The sequence below is a fragment of the Streptomyces sp. NPDC029164 genome (assembly GCF_055563995.1).
This window is the reverse complement of the sequence record NZ_JBVHWW010000021.1, coordinates 1-20,821: the sequence shown is the minus strand read 5'-3', so window position 1 is coordinate 20,821 and position 20,821 is coordinate 1. Positions and strand designations below refer to the sequence as shown.

Genomic DNA, 20,821 nt, shown 5'->3' with positions numbered 1-20,821 from the left:
AGGCACGATCTGCGACCGCGGCACCACGAGACGACCGAGACCGAGAAGGACACCTAAGACGTGAACATCCGCTCCCTCACTCGAGGCGACGGCGTGGTGATCGGAGCAGCGGCGCTGCTGTTCATCGCCTCGTTCCTCGATTTCTACTCCACGACGGGTGGCGACCTCCCGAGCGCCTGGGACACCGACGCCTATCGTCTGGCGCTTCCCAGCGTCTTCCTGCTCGGCTTCATCGCCGCCGGCCTGCTCATCGCGGCCCGATTCCAGCCGGAGAGCCGCAAGGTACTGGGCTTCCCGCTGACGGCGTGGGGCACCGTGCTCGCCGTCTCGGCCGCCTGGTCCGCGCTGTGGGCCCTGATCACCTGCCCGAGCCAGCTCGACCTGGGCGCCGGCGCCGTCCTCGCCTTCCTCGCCACCCTGGCGCTGGCCGGCGTGGCCGTGGCCGGTGCGAAGATCCCGGCCCTCGCGGGCCAGCTGGTGCCGGAGCCGAAGCCGGCCGCGGTGGCGCCGTACGCGGGCCAGCCCCAGCCGGGCGCCGGGTACGGCTACCCGGGCGGGCAGCAGCCCTACGGTTCCACCCCGCAGCCGGTCCCGCCGTACGGCGGCACCCCGACGCCGGCGCCGCAGGACGCCCACCAGGCGGCTCCGGCGCCCGCCCCGGCGGCGGACTTCACCCCGTTCTGGTTCGCGGTCCCGGTGGCCCGCCCCCTCTTCGCCGAGGACGGCACCCCCACCCCGATCGCCGAACTCGCCCCGGGCACCTGGTACCTGGCCGTCGAGCAGCGCGGCCCGGCCACCCTGGTCGCGCAGACCCAGGACGGCCGCCGCGGCATCCTGAACGACACCTCGGGCATCCAGCGCGGCTGAGCCCCGCTCCCGCGCACACGACGGCCCCCCGCCCTTCCGGGCGGGGGGCCGTTGCCTTACAGTCACCACGCGCCTGACGGATCGTCAGGTATGGCTGTCGGCACCGCGGAGGGACGTTCATGCGCCTCGGACTCGCACTCGGCTACTGGGGCCGCGGCCCCCAGCCCGCCCACCTCGACCTGGCCACCGAGGCCGAAAGCCTCGGCTACGACTCGGTGTGGACCGCCGAGGCGTGGGGCTCGGACGCCTTCACCCCGCTGACCTGGATCGCCGCGCACACCTCGCGGATCCGCCTGGGCACGGCCATCGCGCAGATGGCCGCCCGCACCCCGACCGCCACCGCCATGCACGCCCTCACCCTGGACCACCTCTCCGGCGGCCGGATGATGCTGGGCCTCGGCCTGTCCGGCCCGCAGGTGGTCGAGGGCTGGTACGGCCGCCCCTTCCCCGCGAGTCCCCTCACCGCGACCCGCGAGTACGTCGACGTCATCCGCCAGGTGCTGCGCCGCGAGGGCCCGGTCGCGCTGGACGGCCGCTTCCACAGCCACCCGTACCGAGGCGCGGACGGCACCGGCATCGGCAAGCCCCTGAAGCCCATCACCCACCCGCTCCGCGCCGGCCTGCCGCTCCTGCTGGGCGCGGAGGGACCGAAGAACATCGCCCAGACCACGCGGATCGCGGACGGCTGGCTGCCCCTGTACTGGTCGCCGGCCCGCACCGACGTCTACCAGGCCGCGCTGACGGACCTCCCCGAGGGCTTCATGATCGCGCCGATGGCCCGCGCCAAGGTCTGCGACGACGTCGCCGAGGGGCTGCTTCCGGTCAAGGCGATGCTCGGCTTCTACATCGGCGGCATGGGCCACGCGGCCCGCAACTTCCACGCCGACCTGATGGCCCGGATGGGCTACGAGGAGGAGGCCCGCCGCATCCAGGAGCTGTTCCTCGCCGGCCGCAAGGAGGAGGCGGTCCTGGCCGTCCCCGACGCCTTCGCCGACGAGATCTCCCTGGTCGGCCCCCGCGAGCGGATCGCCGAACGCCTGGAGCTGTGGCGCAAGGGCCCGGTCACCGACCTCCTCGTGACGGCCCCTGACCCGCACACCCTGCGGGTGCTGGCGGAGCTCAACAGCTAGGGGGCGCCTCGCCGATGGGACAATCGGAAGTGACAGCGGCTGGCTGAAAGTGGATGATGATCGTCGCCGCTACGGGTTTCGCGTGCGCCCGACTGCCGCCGGGGGGAACCGGCCTCATACGGTCGCGAGCGCCGCACCCGTGGCGACCCACGTCGTCCTCTGCTCGAAGGAACCCTTCTGGTGCGTCCCACTCGCGCGACCGTCCTGCTGACCGCGGGTCTCGTCTCCCTCCTCGGCCTGCCCGCCACCGCGGCTGCCGCCGACACCCCGATCAACCTCTACGTGGACAACGCCTCCGGCTCCGGCTGCTCGGACAGCGGCCCCGGCTCGGTCGCCAAGCCCTTCTGCACGATCTCGGCCGCGACCACGATCGTGCAGCCGGGTCAGTTCGTGTACATCAGACCGAGCAAGCAGTACGACGAGAACGTCACGATCAACCGTTCCGGGCAGCCGGGCAAGCCGATCACCCTCGTCTCCGACCGGGTGGAGGCCCTCCCGAAGTTCAAGCTGGCCCCCGGCAGGACCCTGACCGTGGGCGGCGCCTCCCACGTGAAGATCACCGGCCTGGACGCCCCGGCCGGCGTCCGGGTCACCGGCTCCACCGACGTCGAGCTCCGCGGGATCGCCGCCGGCGGCAACCCCGACTCCGTCACGATCGACGGGGGCAGCGCGGACGTCCGCCTCCAGCACAGCAAGCTGAACACCTCGGTCCGGGTCGAGAGCGCACGCGACGTCGTCCTGAGCCGCAACGAGATCCAGGGCTACGTCAACCCGGCGGTCACCGCCTGGGACGCGACGGGCCTGGCCGTCACCAACAACACGATCCGCCGCGACTGCGAGGCGGGCATCAAGCTCACCGGCGACTCCACCGGCTCGTCCCTGTTCAACAACGTGGTCCACACCGACTTCGAGGCCGGCTGCGCAGACCCCGGCGCGCGCTACGGCATCGAGGTGGCGCCGACCGAGATCGGCGGCACCCGCGCCGACTACAACCTGATCACCGGCCCCTTCACCGCCGAGCGGGTGGCCTACAGGTGGGCCGGCGCCAACTACCCGGACCAGGCGTCCTTCCACGCCGGGACCGGCCAGGGCGCCCACGACATCCTCACCCCGTCGCCGAAGGGAGTCGGCGCGGTGGCCGGCTCCCCGACGGTCGACTCCGGCGATGCGACGGCACCGGGCGTACTGCTCACCGACTACTTCGGGACGCCGATCGGCGACGACCCGCGCGTACCCAACACCGGCAAGGACGGCGGGTACCTGGACCGCGGCGCCGCCGAGCTGCGGGACAACCTGCGCAGTGTCCGTGCGGAACTCGAACGGGACTCGGTCCCTGTCGGCGCCCCGGTGAAGGTGAAGGCGATCGCGGACAGCCAGTGGCTCGCCGCGCTCACCTACGAGTACGACTTCGGCGACGGCACCGCCCCGGTCGTCACCTCGGCCGCCACCGCCGAACACGTCTACGGCAAGCCGTGCACGTGCACGGTCAAGGTGACGGCGTCCAACAAGGTGCGCCAGCAGGTCTCCGCCTACGTGACGGTCAAGGTGACCGCGGCCGACGCGCTGGCAACGGCCTTCACCGCCCAGCCGGTCCTGCCGAAGGCGGACGCCCCGACGGAGTTCGTGCCCCCGCTGTCCGTCGAGGCCGACCCGCGGGCCTCCACCACGCCGTCGGCCGTCCAGCGCGTGGACGTGGACTTCGGTGACGGCACGAAGGAGAGCCGCGGCGCTCTCGAACCGGTCCGGCACGCCTACAGGCAGCCCGGCACGTACAAGGTGACGACGACCCTCCAGGACGTCAAGGGCGCCACCTCCACAGCCGAACGGACCGTGCAGGTCGCGTACACCCCGGCCGGCTACACCGCCCTCGCCCCGTCCCGCGTACTGGACACCCGCACCACCAACACCCCCGTCCAGGGCGGCACCGCCACGCCGATCACCCTGCCGGTCGTCTCCCCCGCCTCCGGCCCGAGCCACACGGCCGGCGCGTCCGCGGCGGTCCTCAACGTGACGGTCACCGGGGCCACCGAGGACACCCACCTCAGCGTCTGGCCCGCCGGCCAGCCCCGCCCGGTCACCTCCAACGTCAACGTCAAGGCGGGCGGCACCTCGTCCAACACCGTCACCGTGCCCATCGGCGCCGACGGCAGGGTCTCCGCGCAGCTCAACTCCGGCAAGGCCGCACTCATCGTGGACTTCGTCGGCTACTACCAGCCGGACGCCGGGCAGCGCTTCTCCCCGCTCGCCCCGACCCGCGCCGTCGACACCCGCACGGCGGGCGGCGCCCTGGGCGGCGGACAGACCCGCACGGTGAAGGTCGCCGGTGTGGGCGGCATCCCCGCCGACGCCACCGCGGTGGCCCTCAACCTGACCGGCACCGGCGCGACGGAGCACAGCCACGTCATCGCCTACCCGGACCCGGCCCAGCGTCCCGCCACCTCGAACCTCAACCTCGAACCCGGCAAGGACAAGTCCAACCAGGCCATCGTCCCCGTCGGCCCGGGCGGCACCATCACCCTCTACACCAACACCGGCTCCACCCACCTGATCCTGGACGCGGTGGGCTACTACGCCGCGAACGGCAGCGCGCTCTTCACGCCCGCCGTTCCGCAGCGCCTCGCCGACACCCGCACCACCGGCAAGCTCGCTCCCGGCGCCACCGCCTCGGTCGCCGGACTGCCCGCGGGCGCCGTCGGCGCGGCCCTGAACGTCACCGCCACCGACACCACCGGCCCCGGTTTCCTCACCGTCTACGGACACGGCGGCACGCGGCCCGAGGCCAGCAGCCTCCAGACCCGCCCCGGCGAGACCGTCCCCAACCACGTCACCAGCCCCGTCGCCGACGGCCGCGTCAGCATCTGGAACAGCTGGGGCGGCGGCAACCACGTGATCACCGACCTGTTCGGCTACTTCACCCACGGCTAGCCCCCTCGGGCAGCACCCGCAGCCCGCAGCACCCCGCAGCACACCGGAGCCCCGGTTACCGCGCACACCGCGGTGACCGGGGCTCCCGGCATGTCAGGGCGAAGGGGTGTCCGTGTCCGCCCGGGGGACGGCCTCCAGCAGCTCGCGCACGTCCAGTGGCATGACGGCGATCTCGATGCTGCCGCCGCCCTCGTAGGTACAGGTGACGATCCGCGAGCCGGGGTTGATGACGATGCCCTCCTTCACGGAGGGGACCCGCACCCCGGTGGCCCGCCCGCCGGGCAGTGGTACGGGCTCACCGCGCTCGGGGACCCAGCGGGCCGCGCCCCCGTCGGCGTACACGCGCCCCGCCCGCCAGCGCCCCTCGCCGGCGGGCCGGCGCGCCATCCCGGGGATCCCGGGCACGGGGCCGGCGGCCGTCCGCGCGAGGTGCTTGCGCCGCAGCAGCCACGCGGCTCCGGCGGCCCCGGCGGCCCCGGCGGCGAGGAACACGTACTCGATCATCCGCCCATTGAAACAGGCCGCGGCCGGCCGCCGGGCCGGGCGGGCGCGTTCAGCCGCCGCTCAGCTGGGACGTGCTCGGAACCTTGTCGACGACTTCGGCGCCCGCGCTCTTGCCGGCCTCCTTGACGCTGCTGATGACGTCGTCGAAGGAGTTGATGTCGGCGTCGCCGGCCTCGCCCTTGCGCAGTTTGCTGCCGAGGCCCTTGAGGGACGCGATACCCGCCGTCAGCGGCGCCATCGCCTTGGCCAGCAGCGGGTCGCCCTTGGCGTTGTCGGCCGCCGCCTTCAGCCGGTTGTACGCGAACGCGCCCGCGAGGCCCGCCTTGATGAGCGCGAAGGTCCGGCCCTTCGCGCCCTTCTTGAACTTGCCCGCGCGGTACGGCTTGACGATCCACTGGTAGGTCGCACCCGCCGCGAGGCCCGCGTTGGCCACGAAACGCGTCTTGGCGAACTTCTGCTTCTCGGCGGACGTGCTGGGCGACGGCGTCACCGCGGCCAGTTCGTCGGCCTCGGCCGCGACGGGCTCCGCCGCCGCGAGCGCGGCCAGCTCCCCCATCGACGCGGCGGACAGCTCCTCGCGCGGGCCGCTCCCGCCGCTGCCGCAGGCGGTGGCGCCGGCCATCAGCGCGGTGGAGAGGACCACCGCCGTCACGGCACGGCGGAATCGGACGGTCGTGAGTACGGGCACGGTTTCCTCCGGGGACTGAGGCGTCCCTCGCAGCCTCACCCCGGCCCCCCGGCCCCGCCACTCACGGGACCCGTTCGGGTTTGCCCACCGCCAACGCGGCAACACGCGGGGCATGCCCACACACACCCGAGCAAGCGCACGCGGAAGCAGTCAGGCCGGGCGGGCCGTCGCACTGGTGGCGGACGTACTGGCCTTCGTCATCGCCCTGTGGATCCTGATGTACCTGCTGGACGCCAACCGGGGCAACGAGCTCGTGGAGTTCGTCCACGACACCGCGAGCTGGCTGGCCGGCTGGTCCTACGACCTGTTCACCTTCAGCAAGGAATGGGTCCAGGTCGTCTTCGGCTACGGCGTGGCCGCCGTGGTCTACCTCCTCGTCGGCCACGCCATCGCCGGCTGGCTCTACCGCCGCTGACGCCGGCCCCGGCTCAGCGGCAGCAGTCCGGCTCCAGCCCGGCCGGGAGCGAGGTCCCGCCGAACACCTCGGTGGTGGCCTCGTCCCCGCCCAGCGCCGCCACGGCCAGCAGCAGGGACCCGGCGGTCCAGGTGGTCTGCTCCACGGGCCAGACCGCCTCGTCCTGGAAGACGTAGCCCGTCCAGTACATGCCGTTGTCGGCGCGCAGGTGGCCGATCGACCGCAGGATCTCCAGCGCCCGGTCCGACTCCCCCGTCGCCCACAGCGCGAGCGCCAGCTCGCAGGACTCGCCGCCGGTCACCCACGGGTTCGGCAGGACGCAGCGCACGCCGAGGTCCGGGACCACGAACTCGTCCCAGCGCTCCTCGATGCGCGCCGTGGCCTCGGCGCCGGTGAGGGCGCCGCCGAGGACCGGGTAGTACCAGTCCATCGAGTAGTGGTTCTTGTCGAGGAACCGCTCGGGGTGGCGCCGGATCGCGTGCCGCAGGGCGCCCGCGGCGAGCTCCCAGTCGGGCTGCGGCTCCTCGCGGTGCTCGGCGATGGCCAGGGCGCAGCGCAGCGCCTGGTGGATGGAGGAGGAGCCGGTGAGGAGGGCGTCGGTGACGGCGGTGCCGTCGGCCTCCCGCTTCCAGCCGATCTCGCCGCCCGGCTGCTGGAGCGTCAGGACGCACTCCACGGCCGCGTAGACGGCCGGCCACATGCGGTCGAGGAAGGTGTCGTCGCCGGTGGACAGGTAGTGGTGCCAGACGCCGACGGCTATGTAGGCGGTGAAGTTGCTCTCGCGGCTCGCGTCCTGCGGCTCGGCGGTGTCCACGCCGTCGGGCCGGTCGGCGTAGGCCGCGTACCAGGAGCCGTCCTGGTTCTGGTGCCGTGCCAGCCACGCGTACGCCCGCCCGGCGGCCTCGTGCTCACCGGCCGCGTCCAGGGCCATCGCGGCCTCGGTGTGGTCCCACGGGTCGAGGTGGTGCCCGCGGAACCACGGGATGGCCCCGTCCGCGCGCTGGGCGGCGAGGATGCCCGCCACCGTCGCGGCGGCCTGCTCGGCGGTCAGTACGCCGTCCAGGACCAGGTGTTCGGTGCGCCCGGGCGAGCTCACTGGGTCGCGCCGACGGGGAGGTGGGGCTTGGTCGCGTACGCCACGAAGCTCTTGCCGATGAGCGGGTTCAGGGCCTGCTCGGCGAGGCGCGTGGCCAGCGGCTTCTTCATGATGTCCCAGACCAGGAGCTTGTGGTACGCCTTGACGGGCAGCGCCTTGTCGTTGTCGACGCCGAAGGCGCACTTGAGCCACCAGTACGGGGAGTGCAGGCCGTGCGCGTGGTGCGTGCCGTACGGCTTGAGGCCGGCGGCCCGCATCTTGCCGAGGAGCTCGTCCGCCTTGTAGATGCGGATATGGCCGCCCTCGACCTCGTGGTAGGCGTCGGAGAGCGCCCAGCAGATCTTCTCGGGGCCGTAGCGCGGGACGGTTATGGCGATGCGCCCGCCGGGCTTGAGCACGCGCACCATCTCGGCGAGCACGCCCTTGTCGTCGTGGATGTGCTCCATGACCTCGGAGATGATCACGACGTCGAAGGAGTCGTCGGGGAAGGGCAGGGCGAGGGCGTCGCCCTCCATGGCGGTGGCGGTGGCCCCCGCCGGGGCCTCGCCGGCCTCCTTCATGGCGGCGAACCACTTGGCGACCTCGCGGATCTCCTCGCCGTTGCGGTCGACGGCGACCACCTGGGCGCCTCTCCGGTAGCACTCGAAGGCGTGCCGGCCTGCGCCGCAGCCCAGATCGAGTACGCGGTCGCCTGCGGCGAGCGGGAACCGGGAGAAATCGACGGTCAGCACGGGGTCCTGCCTTCGCGGTCGCGGGGGTGTGGGGCGGGGGTGTGGATTCGGCGGAGGGTCACCGGGCGCGGCAGGTCACCGCGCGCGGCGGGTACGGGCGGCCTGCTCGATGGCGGCGCGGTAGTGCGCGACGGTGCCTTCGGCGGCCTTGGCCCAGGTGAAGCGGGTCAGGACGCGTTCGCGCCCGGCGGCGCCGAGGCGGGCCCGCAGCTGCGGGTCGCCGAGCATCCGGCCCAGCGCGGCGGCCAGTGCGCCCGCGTCGCCCGGGGGCACCGCGAGGCAGGTCTCGCCGTCGGGTCCGGCGACCTCGGGGATCGCGCCGCCGGTGGTGGCGACGAGCGGGGTGCCGGTGGCCATGGCCTCGGCCGCCGGGAGCGAGAAGCCCTCGTAGAGGGAGGGGACGCAGGCGATCTGGGCGCTGCGGACGAGGTCGACGAGTTCGGCGTCGGTGATGCCCTTGACGAAGCGGACGGCGTCCTGGAGCCCGTACGTCTCGATGGCGCGGGCGACCGGCCCCCGTTCGGCGCGCTTGCCGACGACGACGAGGTGGGCCTCGGGCTGCTCGGTGCGCAGCTTCGCGAGGGCCTCGACGAGGTACACGAGCCCCTTGAGCGGGACGTCGGCGCTGGAGGTGGTGACGATGCGGCCGGGGACCTCGGCGACGGAGGCGTCCGGCGACCACAGGTCGGTGTCGGCGCCGATGTGCACGACGTGGATGCGCTCGTCCCGGACGCCCAGGTGCTGGGCGATCTCCTGCTGGGAGGACCCGGAGACGGTGAGGACGGAGGGGAGCCTGCGGGCCACGCGGGCCTGCATGCGCGTGAAGGCGTACCAGCGGCGTACGGAGGCCCGCTTCACGCGGCCCTTCGCGGCGTCGAGGTCGAGCTTGCGGTCCACGGTGATGGGGTGGTGAATCGTCGTGACCAGCGGGGCGCCGAGGTCGCCGAGGAGCCCGTAGCCGAGGGTCTGGTTGTCGTGGATGACGTCGAAGTCCCCCGCGCGCGCGGCCAGATGGCGGCGGGCGCGCAGCGAGAAGGTCAGCGGCTCGGGGAAGCCGCCGGTCCACATGGTGGCGACCTCGACGGCGTCAATCCAGTCCCGGTACTCCTCGCGCCCCGGCGTGCGGAAGGGGTCGGGGCTGCGGTAGAGGTCCAGGCTCGGGAGCTCGGTGAGCGAGGCGCCCGTGTCGAGCACCGGGTAGGGCTGCGCGCCGATCACTTCGACGGAGTGCCCCAGCTGTACGAGCTCGCGCGAGAGGTGGCGGACGTAGACGCCCTGGCCGCCGCAGAACGGGTTCCCCTTATAGGTGAGGAGTGCGATGCGCAGCGGGCGTTCGCCGTCGGCGGCGGAACCCGCGAAAGGGCTCGTCACCATGGCCTCAGCGGTCACTCTCGGCCCCCTTCTCCCTGCAACTTTCGCCGGAGCGTAACCGCTCGGATAATGTAGAACAAGTTTCAGACTTGATCCGTCGAAGAGCATTGAATCTACCGGCCGGAAACTACACCGTAAGAGGCGGAGCAGGTGATTCGCGCCACGACTGCGGCGCCTGCCATGCTGACTGCGGACCAGCCCGGAATCAGCCCGCGCAACGACACGGAACGGGACACATGACAGCGGAAGTGAAGGCCGTCACCACACCGGCGTCGCCTCCCCTGACGGAGCGCCAGGAGGCGCGCCGCCGCCGCATCCTGCACGCCAGCGCGCAGTTGGCCAGCCGGGGCGGTTTCGACGCCGTCCAGATGCGCGAGGTCGCGGAGGCGGCCGGGGTGGCGCTGGGCACGCTCTACCGCTACTTCCCGTCCAAGGTGCACCTGCTGGTCGCCACCATGCAGGACCAGCTCCAGCACATGCACACCACGCTGCGCAAGCGCCCGCCGGCCGGGGACGATCCGGCGGCCCGGGTCGCGGAGACCCTGATGCGGGCCTTCCGCGCACTCCAGCGGGAACCGCAGCTGGCCGACGCGATGGTGCGGGCGCTGACCTTCGCCGACCGCAGCGTGAGCCCCGAGGTGGACACGGTGTCCCGGCTGACCACGGCGATCATCCTGGACGCGATGGGCCTGGAGGGCCCGCCGACGGCGGAACAGCTCTCGGCGGTGCGGGTCATCGAGCACACCTGGCACTCGGCTCTGATCACGTGGCTTTCCGGCCGCGCGTCGATCGCCCAGGTCAAGATCGACATCGAGACGGTGTGCCGTCTGATCGACCTGACGGCCCCGGAAAAGGCCTGAAGCAGCCGCTGGGGCACCGAGGAATTCCGCTGGACAGCGGCCGCGATCATGATCGATAGTCCGCCGCATGGCTTCTCTTGTGCGACACCTCACCTTCGACTGTTCCGACGCCTACCGCCTCGGGCAGTTCTGGGCCGCCGTCCTGGACAGCTCGCTCGCCGACGACGATTTCCCCGGAGACCCCCAGGCGCTGGTCGAGACGCCCGGATCGACCCTGCTCTTCGTGACGGTCCCCGACACCAAGACCGTGAAGAACCGGGTCCATGTGGACCTCCAGCCGCAGGACCGCACGCGCGACGAGGAGGTCGAGCGCATCGTCGCCCTGGGCGCCACCCTCGTCGGCGACCACCGGCGCCCCGACGGGAGCGGCTGGGTGACCCTCGCCGACCCCGAGGGCAACGAGTTCTGCGTGGAGCGGAGCGCCGCCGAAATGGCGAAGTAGGCCTGCCCCCACCCTGCGGGTCGACCCGCGGCGGCACCGCCGGGATCGGCCTGCGGCGCCGCTGCCGGCGCTCCGCCCCAGACCCCACGCCTCAAACGCCGGCGAGGCTGAATTCGGGCTGGGGTAGCAGCCGGGCCGGTTGGGACGGGGTCGGGTGTGTGTCGGGGTGTCCCCGCAGGGCGCCGAACACAACAAGGCTCCGCTCTCCGACCCCTCGTCACGTTCGGCGCCCGAGGAGACACCCCGGCGCGCGCCCGACCCCGGCACAACCGGCCCCCACCCCAACCCCGCCCAAGCGGCGCAGCCAACCGCCCCGGACGCCCTACTCCTCCGGCGGGAACACCGGTTCGCCCGTGGCCGCCAGGGTGATCAGGATGGCCTCCACCGGGCAGCCCTCCGCCGCCGTCAGGATCGGCTCGTTCGCGTCCGACTCGGCGGTGCGCGGGTGGGACTGGCGCGCCGAGTCCAGGACGAAGCCGTCCGGGGCGTGGTTCACGCACATGCCCGAGCCGATGCAGACCCCCCGGTCCACCTCGACCTGCCAGCGGTCACCCATCAGGCACCCGCCTCGTAGCCCGCCGGCAGGTGGATCATCTTGTGCTCCAGGTACTCGCTCAGCCCCTCCGGGCCGAACTCCCGGCCCACGCCGCTGTTCTTGTAGCCGCCGAACGGGCCGAGCATGTCCAGGCTGAAGGTGTTCACGTTGAAGGTGCCGGTGCGGATCTGCCGCCCGAAGTCGATGCCGTGCTCGACGTCGCCGGTCCAGACGCTGCCGCTCAGGCCGAACTCCGAGTCGTTGGCGACCCGTACCGCCTCCGCCTCGTCCCCGTACGGGATCAGGCAGACGACCGGGCCGAAGATCTCCTCGCGCGCGATCCGCATGGAGTTGTCCACGTCCCCGAAGAGGGTGGGCTCCACGTACCAGCCGCGGTCCAGGCCCGCCGGGCGGCCGCCGCCCGACAGGACCTTCGCGCCCTCCTCCTGGCCGATCCGGATGTAGTCGAGGGAGCGCTGCTGCTGCCGCTGGGCCACGAGCGGACCGAGTTGCGTCGCCGGGTCGAGCGGGTCGCCGACGACGAGCGCGCCGGCCGCCGCCGCGAGGGCCTCGGCCACTTCCTCGTACCGGCTGCGCGGGGCGAGGATCCGGGTCTGGGCCACGCACGCCTGCCCGTTGTTCATCCAGGCCGCGGGCACGATCCCGGCGATGGTGGTGTCGAGGTCGGCGTCGGGCAGGATCACGGCGGCGGACTTGCCGCCGAGTTCGAGGGTGACCCGGGTGAGGTTGCGGGCGGCGACCTCCATGACGCGCTTGCCCGCGGCGACCGAGCCGGTGAAGGCGACCTTGTCGATGCCGGGGTGGCCGACGAGGTACTCGCTGACCTCGCGGTCGGCGGGCAGGATCGACAGCACGCCCTCGGGGAGTCCGGCCTCCCGCGCGATGTCGGCCAGGATGTAGGAGTCCAGCGGCGCTTCCGGGGACGGCTTGAGGATCACCGTGGAGCCCGTCAGCAGCGCCGGTGCCAGCTTGGCCGCCGCCACGAACTGCGGGACGTTCCACGGGATGACGGCGGCGACCACGCCCACCGGCTCCCGGCGCACCAGGATCGGGCCGAGCACGCCCTGGCGGTGCTCCTCGTACGGGTAGGCGCGCGCGACCGTGATCGCGGCGTCGTAGACCATCATCGGGCCCAGCGCCTGGGCGAGGACGCTCCAGGAGTACGGGGACCCGTTCTGGGAGCTGATCGAGCGGGCGATCTCCTCGTGCCGTACCGCGATGGCGTCCTTGATCCGGGTGACGACGGCGATGCGCTCGTCGAGCGTCATCCGCGGCCAGGGCCCCTCGTCGAACGCCTTGCGGGCGGTGGCGACGGCACGGTCCACGTCCCTCTTCGAGGCGTGCGGGACGGAGCCGATGACCTGCTCGGTGTGGGGGGAGACGATCCGGATCGTGTCGGTGCCCAGCGGATCCGTCCACTCCCCGCCGATGAACAGTTGTCCGTGTTCCACGAGCTCGGTCATGGCTGAGGCCTCCTGCGGCTTGGCGTTCCAGAACTGATACCAGTTCTAGTTCGAGGAGTCCACGGCCAGGACGGAACAGCGGGGAAGATCCAACGACTAGTCAGAAGCGCCCGGAAGTGGTCGACTTGGGCTACTACTGAAACACGTTCTCGTCAGAGGGCGGCAACGGGCGGAGGGCTCATGCCGGAGGACACGTCACAGGTCACCGATCACGGCGGAGGCGTGTGGGGAATCAAGGTGCCCATCCCCGACAACCCGCTGGGGCACACCCTCGTCCACGTCCTCGACACCGACCGCGGCCCGGTCCTCGTCGACACCGGCTGGGACGACCCCGAGTCCTGGGACACCCTCGTCGCGGGCCTCACCGCGCTCGGCATCCCCGTCGCCGACGTCCACGGCGTGGTCATCACCCACCACCACCCCGACCACCACGGCCTCTCCGGCCAGGTCCGCGAGGCGTCCGGCGCCTGGATCGCCATGCACGCCGCCGACACCGAGGTCGTCGTCCGCACCCGCGCCTCCGAGCCCGGCGTCTGGTTCGACTACATGAGCGCCAAGCTCGCCGCCGCCGGAGCCCCCGAGGAGCACATCGCGCCCCTGCGCGCCGCCCGCGCGAGCGGCCGCATGCGGACCCTGCCCGGGCTGCGCGCCGCCGTGCCCGACCGGGAGATCGTCCCCGCCGAACTGCTCCCCCTCGCCGGACGCCGGCTGCGCGCGATCTGGACCCCCGGCCACACCCCGGGCCACGTCTGCCTGCACCTGGAGGAGGCCCATCCGGCGAACCTGCCCGGCAACGGCCGCCTCTTCTCCGGCGACCACCTGCTGCCCGGGATCTCCCCGCACATCGGCCTGTACGAGGCCCCCGAGGACACCCGCGTCACCGACCCCCTCGGCGACTACCTCGACTCCCTCGAACGCATCGGCCGGCTGGCGCCCGCCGAGGTGCTCCCGGCCCACCAGCACGCCTTCACCGACGCACCCGCCCGCGTACGGGAACTGCTGGACCACCACGAGGAACGGCTGTCCGGGCTGTGGGCGCTGCTGGCCGAACCGCTGACCCCGTGGGCGCTGGCGGAGCGCATGGAGTGGAACCGGCCCTGGGAGCAGATCCCGTACGGCTCCCGCAACATCGCCGTCTCCGAGGCGGAAGCCCATCTGCGGCGCCTGGTGAAGCAGGGCCGCGCGGAGGTCGTCCCGGGCACCGACCCGGTGACGTACCGGGCCGTGTGAGGGCCGCGGCCCGGCCGGTAAGGGGCCCGGGCCCCCGGCGCCCCGGGGCCCGCAGGCTACGGGCCGGTAGAGTGAAGCCGTCGTCCACACTTCCGTACGGGGGGAAGCCGGTGCGAATCCGGCGCTGACCCGCAACCGTGACCCACCCCGGCACCGCCCGGGCGGGGAGCCGGAATGCCCCGTACCGGAAGTGCGCGGCTCGCGCCGTCGGATCCTCCGGCGGCCGGCACCGTCGAGGTAAACGGAGCCGGAGCCCGGTGCCAGTGCGTGCCCGCCTCCGGTTCCCCAGCAGGAGAGGCACCCTCCCCCATGAACGTCCGTCGCAGCGCAGCCGCGCTCGCCGCCTCCGCCGTGCTCTGCATGGGTGTCGCCCCCGCAGCCCTCGCCGACACCGCGCCGCCCGCCTCCCCCTCCGCACCCCCGGTCATCCCCTCCGGGCTCTACGGCAAGGACGACCCCGCCTACGACGGCGTGTGGCGGCAGTCGTTCGCGCTGCTCGCGCAGGACACCGTCGCCGTCAAGCCCGCCGTGCAGGCCGTGGACTGGCTGGTCGGCCAGCAGTGCGCGAACGGTTCCTTCCCCGCCTTCCGCGCGGACACCACCAAGGACTGCGACGCGACCGCGTACATCGACTCCAACGCGACCGCCGCCGCCGTGCAGGCGCTGACCGCGCTCGGCGGCCACGGTGAGAGCGTCAAGAAGGCCGTCGCCTGGCTGAAGTCCGTACAGCGCGAGGACGGCGGCTGGAGCTCCAACCCGGGCGGCGCCATGGACAGCGGCACCGACGCCAACTCGACCGCCCTCGTGATCAGCGCCCTGATCGCGGCCGGCGAGAAGCCGGCCGAGATCACGTCGAAGGCGGGCAAGACCCCCTACGAGGCGCTGCTCTCGTTCCGGCTGGGCTGCGCCGCCGAGCCGGCCACCGACCGGGGCGCCTTCGCGTTCCAGCCGGTCGACGGCAAGCTGCTCGCGAACGGCGACGCCACCGCCGCGGCCGCCCTGGCCGGCCTCGGCACGGGCTCGGCCGTCGTCCCCTCCGGTACGGACACCCCCGCGGCCGCGCCGACCTGCCCGGCGGCGTCCGCCGTCGACCCGGCGGCAGCGGCCCAGGGCGCGGCCGGCTACCTCGCCGAGGCCCTGAGGAAGGACGGCCACCTGACGGCCGTGACCCCGGGCGCCGACCAGCCGACCCCGGACACCGGCAACACCGCCGACGCGGTGATCGCCTTGGCCGCGGCCGGGCACAAGCAGTCGGCGGCGGGCGCCCTGGAATGGCTCAAGGCCAACTCCGCCGAGTGGTCCAAGGGCAAGCCGGCCGCCCTCGGCACCCTGATCCTCGCCGCGCACGCCACGGGCACCGACCCGAAGGCCTTCGGCGGCACCGACCTCGTCGCGGCGCTGAACGCGACCGGCCCGGCCCCGCAGGGCGCGGACACGGACGCCACCCCCGTGAAGGACGACGAGTCGTCCGACGGCCGGAACCTCTGGTGGATCATCGGCGCGGGCGGCGCGGCCGGCGTGGGCATCGGCATCCTGCTGAGCGGCCGCCGGAAGAAGAACCAGCTCTGATGCGCCGCCGCCGGCCCGCCGTGGCCCTCGCTCTGGCGCTGGCCCTCGGGAGCGTCCTGGCCGTGCTGGCCGCCGCTCCGGCGCTGGCGGCCGGCTACCGCTACTGGTCGTTCTGGGACGGCTCGGGCGACGGCCGGTGGTCGTACGCCACGCAGGGCCCGTCGATGGCCCGCCCGAAGGACGGCTCCGTGCAGGGGTTCCGCTTCTCGGTGAGCAAGGACGCGGCGGACCAGGCGGCGCAGCCACGCGCCGCGGCCGACTTCGAGGCCGTCTGCGGTGCCACCGCCCCGGCGCAGGGCCGCAAGCGGGTCGCGCTCGTCGTCGACTTCGGCGTGCCCGCGGACGCCCCGCCGGGCGAGGCCCCGCCGCAGGACGCCCCGCGCACCGTGTGCGCGCAGCTGGCCCCGGAGGCCACGGCGGCCGAGGCGCTGGCGTCGGTCGCGAAGCCGCTGCGCTACAACAGTGCGGCCCTGCTGTGCGCGATCTCGGGCTACCCGAGGCAGGGCTGCGGCGAACCGATGGCGGACGCCCCGGCGGCGAGCACCCCGGCGGCGCCCGCCGCCCCGGCCCCGGCCCCGGCCCCGGCCGACGGCGGCCCGTCGGCGGGCCTGCTGGCGGGCATCGCGGCCGTGGCCGCGCTGGCCGGGGCCGCCCTCTGGCAATCCCGCCGCCGCACCCGATGACGGGCGAGCGTCCGGGGCCGGCCCCGCACCTTCCGGCCCCTCCGGCGTTTGAAAAGCTGGGTCCCCCCAGGAGCGGCGCCGCACCCGGCGACGTGACCCCGGCCCGCCGGAGCCAGCCCGCGGCGCAGGATCCCCCGCACTGGTCGACGTACAAGAAGAAGTGGCAGGCCCCGCTCGCCGGCCGGGCCACCGCCCTGCACGCCGGGGCCTGGTGGCTCTGGGCCCTCGGGCTCGCCACCGCCGCCTCCCGCACCACCAACCCCCTGCTCCTCGGGCTGATCGTCGGCGTCGCCGGCTACGTGGTGGCGGCCCGCCGCACGGACGCGCCCTGGGCGCGTTCCTACGGGGCGTTCCTCAAGCTCGGCCTCGTCGTCATCGGCCTGCGCCTGCTCTTCTCCATGCTGCTCGGCTCGCCCGTACCCGGCGCGCACACCCTGTTCACGCTCCCGGAGATCCCGCTGCCCGCCTGGGCGCAGGGCATCCGGTTCGGCGGGAAGGTCACCGCCGAGCAGCTGGTCTTCGCGTTCTACGACGGCGCGAAGCTGGCCGCCCTCCTCGTCTGCGTGGGCGCCGCGAACGCCCTCGCGAACCCGGCGCGGCTGCTGAAGTCCCTGCCCGCCGCCCTCTACGAGGCGGGGGTCGCCGTCGTCGTCGCCATGACCTTCGCGCCGAACATGGTCGCCGACGTGGTCCGGCTGCGGACTGCCCGCCGGCTGCGCGGCCGCCCCACCGGCGGGGTGAAGGCGATCCTCCAGATCGGCCTGCCGGTCCTGGAGGGCGCCCTGGAGCGTTCCGTCGCCATCGCCGCGTCGATGGACGCGCGCGGCTACGGCCGCACGGCGAAGGTCCCGCCGGCCGTCCGGCACACCACCAACGTCCTCACCCTCGGCGGTCTCCTCGGCATGTGCGCGGGCACGTACGGGCTGCTCGCCGCGCAGGGCGCCGCGTACGGGCTCCCCGTGCTCGGCATCGGCGCCGCCCTGGCCCTCGCGGGCCTGCGCCTCGGCGGACGCCGGTCGGTGCGCACCCGCTACCGGCCCGACCGCTGGGGGCCGCGCGCCTGGCTGGTGGCCGGTTCGGGCGCGGCCGTCGCCGCGCTCCTCATCCGCGCGGGCACCGTCGACCCGGCCGCGCTGCACCCGGGCGTGGTCCCGCTGGTGACGCCCGCGCTGCCGCTGTGGCCGGCGGCGGCGATCCTGATCGGCCTGCTGCCCGCGTTCGTGGCACCCGTACCGCCCAAGGAGGCGTCGCTGTGATCCGCTTCGAGCAGGTGTCGGTCACCTACGAGGGCGCGGCCGGGCCTTCCCTCCAGGGCGTCGACCTGGTGATCCCGGAAGGCGAGCTGACCCTCCTGGTCGGCCCCTCGGGGGTCGGCAAGTCCACCCTGCTGGGGGCCGTGTCCGGGCTGGTCCCCCATTTCACGGGCGGCAGGCTCGGGGGCCGGGTCACGGTCGCGGGCCGTGACACGCGCACGCACAAGCCGCGGGAGCTGGCGGACGTGGTCGGCACGGTCGGGCAGGACCCGCTGGCCCACTTCGTGACGGACACGGTGGAGGACGAGCTCGCCTACGGCATGGAGTCCCTGGGCCTGCCACCTGCGGTGATGCGCCGCCGGGTGGAGGAGACCCTGGACCTCCTCGGCCTCAACGAACTCCGTGACCGGCCCATCGCCACGCTCTCCGGCGGCCAGCAGCAGCGGGTCGCGATCGGCTCGGTCCTGACCCCGCACCCTCGGGTCCTGGTCCTGGACGAGCCCACGTCCGCGCTGGACCCGGCGGCGGCGGAGGAGGTCCTGGCGGTCCTCCAGCGCCTGGTCCACGACCTCGGCACCACCGTCCTGATGGCGGAGCACCGGCTGGAGCGGGTGGTCCAGTACGCCGACCAGGTGCTGCTCCTGCCGTCCCCCGGGGCGGCGCCCGTCCTGGGGCCCCCGGCGGAGATCATGGCCGTCTCCCCGGTCCACCCCCCGGTGGTCTCCCTGGGCCGCCTCGCCGGCTGGTCCCCCCTCCCCCTCTCAGTCCGCAACGCCCGCCGTCTGGCCGCGCCGCTGCGTACCCGTCTCTCAGCTCCCACCTCGCCGCACCATCCAGCCTCGCCGCACCATCCAGCCCCGCCGCACAACCCAGCCCCGCCGGCGTTTGAGGCGCGGGGCGCGGGGCGGAGCCCCGGCAACGGCGGCGCGGCCGGACTGCTCGCGCGGCTCCTGCGCCGGGGCACGCCGAGCCCGAGCGCAGCGGGACCGGCAGGGGACCCGGCCCACACCCGAGACCTAGGCGTCCGCCGCACCCGCACGGACGTGCTCCGCGACATCAACCTCACCGTGGCGCCCGGTGAGACCATCGCCCTCATGGGCCGCAACGGCGCCGGCAAGTCCACCCTCCTCGCCACCCTCGTCGGCACGCTCGCGCCCACCACCGGCGAGGTGACCGTCGGCGGCCGCACCCCCCACCGCACGAGCCCGCCCGAGATGGTCCGCCGCGTCGGCCTCGTCCCGCAGGAGCCCCGCGACCTCCTCTACGCCGACACCGTCGCCGCCGAGTGCGCCGCCGCCGACTCCGACGCGGCCGCGGCCCCCGGTACCTGCCGTGCCCTCGTCTCGGCGCTGCTCCCGGACGTCCCCGACGACACCCACCCCCGTGATCTGTCCGAGGGCCAGCGCCTGGCCCTGGCCCTGGCGCTGGTCCTCACCGGCCGCCCGGCCCTGCTGCTCCTCGACGAGCCCACCCGCGGCCTGGACTACGCCGCCAAGGCCCGTCTGATCGAGATCCTCCGCGGCCTGGCCGCCGACGGCCACGCCATCGTCCTCGCCACCCACGATGTGGAGCTCGCCGCCGAGCTGGCCGACCGTGTGGTGATCCTGGCCGGCGGGGAGGTCGTCGCGGACGGCCCGACCGCCGAGGTCGTCGTGTCCTCGCCGGCCTTCGCTCCGCAGGTGGCGAAGATCCTGGCCCCGGGCCACTGGCTCACGGTGAGTCAGGTCGCCGCGGCCCTCGACGCGACGGACACCCGGTGAACCGCCCCGCCCGCCCCGTCCGCCCCGCCCACCCCGTCCGCATCGGTCCCCGGGCCGCCGCCGCCCTGGCCCTCGTCACTCTCATCGGCATCGCGGCCTTCGGCTGGCCGCTCCTCGCCGACCAGCAGTCGGGGCTCGCCCATTCCCAGGACGCCCCCTGGCTGTTCGCCGCGCTCCTCCCCCTCCTGGTGGCCGTGGTCGTCGCGACGATCGCCGACAACGGCATGGACGCCAAGGCGGTGGCGATGCTCGGTGTGCTCGCCGCCGTCGGGGCGGCGCTGCGGCCGCTGGGCGCGGGTACGGCGGGGCTGGAGCCGATGTTCTTCCTGATGGTGCTCAGCGGCCGCGTCCTCGGTCCCGGTTTCGGTTTCGTGCTGGGCTCGGTGACGATGTTCGCCTCCGCGCTGCTGACGGGCGGGGTCGGGCCGTGGATGCCGTTCCAGATGCTGGCCATGGGCTGGTTCTCGCTGGGGGCCGGGCTGCTGCCGGGGCCGATGGGAGTCCCCCCTGCCGGAGCGAAGCCGAGAGCTTGGGGGAGGCTACGCGGCCGGGCGGAGCTGCTGATGCTGGCGGCGTACGGCTTCGTGGGCTCGTTCGCGTACGGCACGGTCATGAACCTGCAGGGCTGGGTGCTCCTGCAGGGCATGGGCCAGGGCATCTCGTTCCACCCGGGCGATCCTGTCCCCGCGAATCTGGCGCGGTTCGTCGCGTACTGTCTGGCGACCTCGGTGGGCTGGGACCTGGGCCGGGCGGCGCTGACGGTCGTCCTGACGCTGACGCTGGGGTCCACGCTGCTGAAGGCGCTGCGGCGTGCGACTCGGAAAGCCGCTTTCGACGCGCCCGTCTCCTTCGATTCGGGCCCGTCACAGGCCGCGCACCTGCCCTCGAAAGGGGTACGAACGGTGCCGGAGGGTGACATTCGGGGCGCTGGGCGGTGAGGCGCCCCACAGGACCCAGGTCACATACGAACGACGGTAGTGGACCGCGAAGCACCCCCGCCGGCCTCCTCACCCCCGCCCCCACCTGCGCGGACGTTGATCGCGACAGCGGGTGGCCGCTCGGCCCCGGCTGCGAGGTGGGCTAGTAGGCGGGGTCTTTGCCAGGGCGCCACGTCGTCGGTAGAACTGGATGAGTCGCCGGGCGGCACGGGTGTTTCACCCGCCGCGGACGAACCCCTCTCCACCGCGTGAGTGGCTCACGCATGCCCTGGGCATGCCGCGACCGTTCTTTGTCCCCGTCGGAAGGTTCCATCCGTGTCCAACGCCGTCATCCGCCGCA

Annotated in this window: 19 protein-coding genes and 1 riboswitch; of the genes, 12 read left to right on the top strand and 7 right to left on the bottom strand. The window is 73.7% G+C overall.

Going from position 1 to position 20,821, the window contains the following annotated elements:
* The first annotated feature begins 60 nt into the window (after positions 1-60).
* From ACZ4VT_RS20995 to ACZ4VT_RS20985, 3 genes are all read left to right on the top strand, one after another.
* Positions 61-867: a hypothetical protein gene (locus ACZ4VT_RS20995; protein WP_467951612.1), complete on the top strand. Its 807-nt coding sequence runs from the start codon at positions 61-63 to the stop codon at positions 865-867.
* A gap of 119 nt (positions 868-986) precedes the next feature.
* Positions 987-1,997 carry an LLM class F420-dependent oxidoreductase gene (locus tag ACZ4VT_RS20990; RefSeq protein ID WP_467951610.1) on the top strand — a complete coding sequence of 337 codons (1,011 nt, stop codon included), beginning with the start codon at positions 987-989 and terminating at the stop codon, positions 1,995-1,997.
* A gap of 180 nt (positions 1,998-2,177) precedes the next feature.
* On the top strand, positions 2,178-4,922 hold the full coding sequence (locus tag ACZ4VT_RS20985; RefSeq protein WP_467951609.1) for a PKD domain-containing protein: 2,745 nt from the start codon (positions 2,178-2,180) through the stop codon (positions 4,920-4,922).
* Positions 4,923-5,015: 93 nt separating this feature from the next.
* Here ACZ4VT_RS20985 and ACZ4VT_RS20980 read toward each other — a convergent pair whose 3' ends face one another.
* Complete coding sequence (locus ACZ4VT_RS20980) at positions 5,016-5,426, bottom strand: hypothetical protein (RefSeq protein WP_467951607.1); 411 nt, start codon at positions 5,424-5,426, stop codon at positions 5,016-5,018.
* A gap of 49 nt (positions 5,427-5,475) precedes the next feature.
* Positions 5,476-6,048 (bottom strand): hypothetical protein, encoded by a 573-nt coding sequence (locus tag ACZ4VT_RS20975; RefSeq protein ID WP_467951764.1) that lies wholly within the window; start codon positions 6,046-6,048, stop codon positions 5,476-5,478.
* Positions 6,049-6,226: 178 nt separating this feature from the next.
* Between ACZ4VT_RS20975 and ACZ4VT_RS20970 the strand changes: the two genes are divergently transcribed.
* The gene (locus tag ACZ4VT_RS20970) at positions 6,227-6,529 is read left to right on the top strand and encodes a hypothetical protein (protein ID WP_467951606.1); all 303 of its coding nucleotides are present in this window, start codon (positions 6,227-6,229) and stop codon (positions 6,527-6,529) included.
* A gap of 13 nt (positions 6,530-6,542) precedes the next feature.
* On the opposite strand, the gene ACZ4VT_RS20965 is transcribed toward ACZ4VT_RS20970, so the two are convergent.
* The 3 genes from ACZ4VT_RS20965 to ACZ4VT_RS20955 form a co-directional block, all read right to left on the bottom strand.
* Entirely contained in the window at positions 6,543-7,625 is a 1,083-nt protein-coding gene (locus ACZ4VT_RS20965) for a prenyltransferase/squalene oxidase repeat-containing protein (protein WP_467951604.1), read from the bottom strand.
* A complete protein-coding gene (locus tag ACZ4VT_RS20960; RefSeq protein ID WP_030722916.1) occupies positions 7,622-8,356 on the bottom strand; it encodes a class I SAM-dependent methyltransferase in 735 nt (244 codons plus the stop codon). The genes ACZ4VT_RS20965 and ACZ4VT_RS20960 overlap by 4 nt, the downstream gene beginning before the upstream one ends.
* A 75-nt stretch (positions 8,357-8,431) precedes the next feature.
* Complete coding sequence (locus ACZ4VT_RS20955) at positions 8,432-9,745, bottom strand: glycosyltransferase family 4 protein (RefSeq protein ID WP_467951602.1); 1,314 nt, start codon at positions 9,743-9,745, stop codon at positions 8,432-8,434.
* A gap of 218 nt (positions 9,746-9,963) precedes the next feature.
* Between ACZ4VT_RS20955 and ACZ4VT_RS20950 the strand changes: the two genes are divergently transcribed.
* Together ACZ4VT_RS20950 and ACZ4VT_RS20945 are read left to right on the top strand one after the other, a co-directional pair.
* Positions 9,964-10,587, top strand: coding sequence for a TetR family transcriptional regulator (locus tag ACZ4VT_RS20950; protein ID WP_030722921.1), 624 nt, complete (start codon positions 9,964-9,966; stop codon positions 10,585-10,587).
* Between the two features lie 67 nt (positions 10,588-10,654).
* On the top strand, positions 10,655-11,029 hold the full coding sequence (locus tag ACZ4VT_RS20945; protein ID WP_467951601.1) for a VOC family protein: 375 nt from the start codon (positions 10,655-10,657) through the stop codon (positions 11,027-11,029).
* A gap of 322 nt (positions 11,030-11,351) precedes the next feature.
* Here the strand turns inward: ACZ4VT_RS20945 and ACZ4VT_RS20940 are convergent, their stop codons facing one another.
* On the bottom strand, positions 11,352-11,585 hold the full coding sequence (locus ACZ4VT_RS20940; protein ID WP_314254867.1) for a ferredoxin: 234 nt from the start codon (positions 11,583-11,585) through the stop codon (positions 11,352-11,354).
* Positions 11,585-13,048: an aldehyde dehydrogenase gene (locus ACZ4VT_RS20935; RefSeq protein WP_467951599.1), complete on the bottom strand. Its 1,464-nt coding sequence runs from the start codon at positions 13,046-13,048 to the stop codon at positions 11,585-11,587. The genes ACZ4VT_RS20940 and ACZ4VT_RS20935 overlap by 1 nt, the downstream gene beginning before the upstream one ends.
* A gap of 180 nt (positions 13,049-13,228) precedes the next feature.
* Here ACZ4VT_RS20935 and ACZ4VT_RS20930 point away from each other — a divergent pair, with 180 nt between their 5' ends.
* The 6 genes from ACZ4VT_RS20930 to ACZ4VT_RS20905 all read left to right on the top strand — a co-directional run bounded on the left by ACZ4VT_RS20930 (position 13,229) and on the right by ACZ4VT_RS20905 (position 20,481).
* Positions 13,229-14,278 (top strand): MBL fold metallo-hydrolase, encoded by a 1,050-nt coding sequence (locus ACZ4VT_RS20930; RefSeq protein ID WP_467951598.1) that lies wholly within the window; start codon positions 13,229-13,231, stop codon positions 14,276-14,278.
* Positions 14,279-14,380: 102 nt separating this feature from the next.
* Positions 14,381-14,449: riboswitch (cobalamin riboswitch) on the top strand.
* Between the two features lie 138 nt (positions 14,450-14,587).
* On the top strand, positions 14,588-15,847 hold the full coding sequence (locus ACZ4VT_RS20925; protein ID WP_467951596.1) for a prenyltransferase/squalene oxidase repeat-containing protein: 1,260 nt from the start codon (positions 14,588-14,590) through the stop codon (positions 15,845-15,847).
* Positions 15,847-16,530, top strand: a complete 684-nt coding sequence (locus tag ACZ4VT_RS20920; RefSeq protein WP_467951594.1) for an SCO2322 family protein — start codon at positions 15,847-15,849, stop codon at positions 16,528-16,530. The genes ACZ4VT_RS20925 and ACZ4VT_RS20920 overlap by 1 nt, the downstream gene beginning before the upstream one ends.
* A gap of 92 nt (positions 16,531-16,622) precedes the next feature.
* Complete coding sequence (locus ACZ4VT_RS20915; RefSeq protein ID WP_467951593.1) at positions 16,623-17,786, top strand: energy-coupling factor transporter transmembrane component T; 1,164 nt, start codon at positions 16,623-16,625, stop codon at positions 17,784-17,786.
* Positions 17,783-19,543, top strand: a complete 1,761-nt coding sequence (locus ACZ4VT_RS20910; protein ID WP_467951591.1) for an ABC transporter ATP-binding protein — start codon at positions 17,783-17,785, stop codon at positions 19,541-19,543. Before ACZ4VT_RS20915 ends, ACZ4VT_RS20910 begins: the two co-directional genes overlap by 4 nt.
* The gene (locus ACZ4VT_RS20905) at positions 19,540-20,481 is read left to right on the top strand and encodes an ECF transporter S component (RefSeq protein WP_467951589.1); all 942 of its coding nucleotides are present in this window, start codon (positions 19,540-19,542) and stop codon (positions 20,479-20,481) included. Before ACZ4VT_RS20910 ends, ACZ4VT_RS20905 begins: the two co-directional genes overlap by 4 nt.
* Positions 20,482-20,821: the final 340 nt, after the last annotated feature.

Coding starts and splice junctions, on each gene's coding strand:
- ACZ4VT_RS20990 (WP_467951610.1), top strand. CDS start 987: ATGCGCCTCGGACTCGCACTCGGCTACTGGGGCCGCGGCCCCCAGCCC.
- ACZ4VT_RS20980 (WP_467951607.1), bottom strand. CDS start 5,426: ATGATCGAGTACGTGTTCCTCGCCGCCGGGGCCGCCGGGGCCGCCGGA.
- ACZ4VT_RS20975 (WP_467951764.1), bottom strand. CDS start 6,048: ATGGCCGGCGCCACCGCCTGCGGCAGCGGCGGGAGCGGCCCGCGCGAG.
- ACZ4VT_RS20970 (WP_467951606.1), top strand. CDS start 6,227: ATGCCCACACACACCCGAGCAAGCGCACGCGGAAGCAGTCAGGCCGGG.
- ACZ4VT_RS20950 (WP_030722921.1), top strand. CDS start 9,964: ATGACAGCGGAAGTGAAGGCCGTCACCACACCGGCGTCGCCTCCCCTG.
- ACZ4VT_RS20945 (WP_467951601.1), top strand. CDS start 10,655: ATGGCTTCTCTTGTGCGACACCTCACCTTCGACTGTTCCGACGCCTAC.
- ACZ4VT_RS20940 (WP_314254867.1), bottom strand. CDS start 11,585: ATGGGTGACCGCTGGCAGGTCGAGGTGGACCGGGGGGTCTGCATCGGC.
- ACZ4VT_RS20935 (WP_467951599.1), bottom strand. CDS start 13,048: ATGACCGAGCTCGTGGAACACGGACAACTGTTCATCGGCGGGGAGTGG.
- ACZ4VT_RS20930 (WP_467951598.1), top strand. CDS start 13,229: ATGCCGGAGGACACGTCACAGGTCACCGATCACGGCGGAGGCGTGTGG.
- ACZ4VT_RS20925 (WP_467951596.1), top strand. CDS start 14,588: ATGAACGTCCGTCGCAGCGCAGCCGCGCTCGCCGCCTCCGCCGTGCTC.
- ACZ4VT_RS20920 (WP_467951594.1), top strand. CDS start 15,847: ATGCGCCGCCGCCGGCCCGCCGTGGCCCTCGCTCTGGCGCTGGCCCTC.